General features: G+C 71.9%; 2 protein-coding genes and 1 pseudogene. All 3 read left to right on the top strand.

The features are described 5' to 3' along the window. Positions 1-305, top strand: a pseudogene (locus D183_RS0121545) (efflux RND transporter periplasmic adaptor subunit); the annotation flags it as partial. A 21-nt stretch (positions 306-326) separates the two neighbouring features. Further along, a complete protein-coding gene (locus D183_RS0121540; protein WP_017910819.1) occupies positions 327-1097 on the top strand; it encodes an ABC transporter ATP-binding protein in 771 nt (256 codons plus the stop codon). Next, on the top strand, positions 1094-3304 hold a 2211-nt coding region (locus tag D183_RS0121535), incomplete at its 3' end, for an ABC transporter permease (protein WP_017910818.1). The genes D183_RS0121540 and D183_RS0121535, both read left to right, overlap by 4 nt.

Raw genomic sequence — 3304 nt, 5'->3', positions numbered from 1 at the left:
ACGTGCGGCTGACGCCGCCGTTGCCGCCCGGCGTGCGCCCGGACCTGTCGGTGGACGGCCGCATCGTGCTCGGCACGCTGCGCGACGTGGTCAGCATCCCGCGCCCGGCGCTGGCCGTGCCCAACGCCGCCGGCAGCCTGTTCGTGCTGCGCGACGGCGGCGACACCGCGCAGCGCATCCGCGTGCGCTTCGGCGCCGCCTCCAGCGACCGTATCGAAGTCCGCGCCGGCCTGCGCGCCGGCGACCGCGTCGTGCTGTCCGACACCAGCCAGTGGAATGCCGACGCCACCTTGCGCTTACGCTAGCCTCACCAGGAGAGATCCCGCATGACCGCAGTTCCCGCACCTTCCGCCGCGCCGCTGATCCACCTGCACGGGCTCAGCAAGGTCTTCCACACCGAGGAAGTGGAAACCCACGCCCTGGCCGAGATCGCACTGGACGTGGCGCCTGGCGATTTCGTCGCCATCACCGGCCCGTCCGGCTGTGGCAAGTCGACCCTGCTGTCGATCCTGGGCCTGCTCGATGCGCCCAGCGGCGGCACCTACCGGCTCAACGGCCGCAGCGTCGCCGAGCTGGACACGGTCGGCCGCGCGCGCATCCGCAACGCCGAGATCGGCTTCATCTTCCAGGCCTTCAACCTGATCGCCGACCTCACCGTGGAAGAGAACGTGGCGCTGCCGCTGACCTACCGCGAGGGCGCCCAGCGCGGCCAGATCCGCCAGCGCGTGCGCGAGGTGCTGGAGCTGGTCGGCATGCAGCATCGCCACAAGCACTATCCGGGGCAGTTGTCCGGCGGCCAGCAGCAGCGCGTGGCGGTGGCGCGCGCACTGGCCGGCAACCCGGCGATCCTGCTCGCCGACGAACCGACCGGCAACCTGGACAGCCGCAACGGCGAGGCGGTGATGCAGTTGCTGGAACAACTGCACGACCACGGCACCACCTTGTGCATGGTCACCCACGATCCGGCGTTCGCGCGGCGCGCGCAGCGCATCGTGCACATGCTCGACGGCCGCATCGTCGACGAAGACACCTTCGAGCGGTTGCGCCACGAACAGGACGTGGCGCTGCCGGCGCGCGCTGTGGGGCAGGCACGATGAGCGCCGCCCTGCAGTGGGCCGAGATGCGGCAATCCTGGCGCACGCTCGCGCGCAAGCCGGGCTATCTGCTGCTGGCGGTGCTGACCCTGGCGCTGGGCGTGGCCACCACCACCGCGGTGTTCGCGCTGCTCGACCAGGCCTTGCTGAAGCCGCTGCCGTTCCCGCAACCGGAGCGGCTGGTCACCCTCGGCCTGTACAGCGACCCTGGCCGCAATGTCGCTGCGCCCGGCCATTACCCGGTGTTGCGGCGCATGTCGAGCCTGCAGTCCACCGGCATCGCGCGCGGGTTTCCGGTGCCGGCCAACGTCGCCCGCGGCGCTGCCAGCGAGGTGGTCGCGTCGATCAGTGCCGATGCCGGCTTCCTGCGCACGCTCGGCCTGCCGATGGCGGCCGGGCGCAACTTCAACGACGAGGAAAGCCGGCCCGGCGGGCCGCAGGCGGTGATCCTCAGCCATCGTTTCTGGCAACGCTATTTCGATGGCGACCCGTCTGCGGTGGGACGCACCCTGCAGGTGGAAGGCAAGCCGGTGCAGATCGTCGGCGTGCTGCCGGCGGCCTTCCCCTGGGCCGAGCCGTTCGACCTGATCCGCAACATGCAGCCGGACCTGGCCGCGACCAACCTGTCCACCAACGAGATCGTGGTGGCGCGGTTGCGGCCCGGCGTCAGCGTGGCCGCGGCGTCCGCGCAGACCGCGACGACGCTCCAGGCCTTGTTGCGCAACAGCCCGCACATGGACGCGTCGTGGTGGGCGTCGCTGCAGCGACGGCCGCCCAACGCGCTGCCGCTGCAGGACAGCCTGTACGCCGCCAACAGCGGCAACACGCTGTGGCTGTTCTTCGCCGCGGCCGCCTGCGTGCTGCTGATCGCCGCGATCAACCTCACCAGCCTGATGCTGTTGCGCGCGCTCGGGCGCAGCCACGACAGCGCGGTGCGTGCCGCGCTGGGCGCATCTTGGCTGCGCTTGAGCCTGCCGGCATTGGCCGAAGGCGTGCTGATCGGCGCGCTCGGCAGCCTGGCCGGCCTGGTGCTGGCTTGGCTTGGCCTACGTCTGCTCGGCGGCTGGGTGCCGCTGATGTGGATGCGCGGCGAGGCGCCGCATCTGAGCGGCGCCAGCGTGCTGTTCGCGCTGCTCGCCGGCGGCGCGACGGCGCTGTTGGCCGCAGCGCTGGGCATCGTGCGCGGCCGCCGCCGCAATCTGGTGACGGAACTGGCTGGTGGTGGGCGCGGCGGCTGGAGCCTGCAGGCCGGCCGCCTCGGCCGTGTCCTGGTGATCGCGCAGGTTGCCATCGCCGTGGTGCTGCTGATCGGCGCGGCCCTGTTCACCCGCACCCTGCAGAAGCTGGCGGAGGTGCCGATGGGCTTCGAGAGCCGCTCGGCGGTGGTGTTCACCCTGGCGCCGGTGAAGGAGCGCTACGTCACCGCGGCCGATGCGGTGGAGCAGACCCGGCGCATCGTCGCGCGCTTGCAGCAGGTGCCGGGCATCGACCGCGTGGGGGTGTCGACCAATCCGCCGACGGCGACGCGGTTGAGCTGGAGCGTGGAGATCGATGGCGCGCCGTCCGTCGACAGCCAGTACCGGTTGGCCACGCCGCAGTTCCTGGAGGTCTTCCGCATTCCCTTGCTGGCCGGGCGCGGGATCGCCGACAGCGATGTGGCCGGAGGCGAGCGGGTCTGCGTGGTCAGCGCCAGCTTCGCTGCGCGTTACCTGCACGGGCAGGCGCTCGGCAAGATCGTCAGCTTGCCCGACGACGGCGGCGACCAGCGCGTGTCGATGCGCGTGGTCGGCGTGGTCGGCGACGTGCGCCACACCAGCCCGGCCGAGCCACCGGAGCCGACCGTGTACCAGCCGCTGGCACAGATGAGCGAGCCGATGTGGCAGATCCTCCGCGGCTTCGGCGCGCTGACCTATGCGGTGCATCTGCGGGCCGGCGCACTGGGTGCCGACGAGCGCGCGCTGCGTGCCGCCATCGACGAAGTGGCGCCACAGCAGCCGATCGCCGAGCTGCAACCGATGCAGGCGCTGGTCGCCAGCACCACCGGCGAACAGAAGCTCAACCTGCTGCTGGTCGGCCTGTTCGCGGGGCTGGCGCTGTTGCTGGCCGCGGTCGGCCTGTATGCGGTGATGGCAGTGGCGGTGGCCGCGCGCCAGCACGAGTTCGGCGTGCGCGCCGCGCTCGGCGCACCGCCGGCGCGGCTGCGGCGGCAG

It is taken from the genome of Xanthomonas sp. SHU 199, assembly GCF_000364665.1.
Lineage (GTDB): Bacteria > Pseudomonadota > Gammaproteobacteria > Xanthomonadales > Xanthomonadaceae > Xanthomonas_A > Xanthomonas_A sontii.
This window is presented reverse-complemented; position numbering and strand designations above follow the sequence as displayed.

What these genes read in the sequence shown, in the direction of transcription:
- D183_RS0121540 (WP_017910819.1), top strand. Translation starts at nt 327, where the DNA reads ATGACCGCAGTTCCCGCACCTTCCGCCGCGCCGCTGATCCACCTGCAC.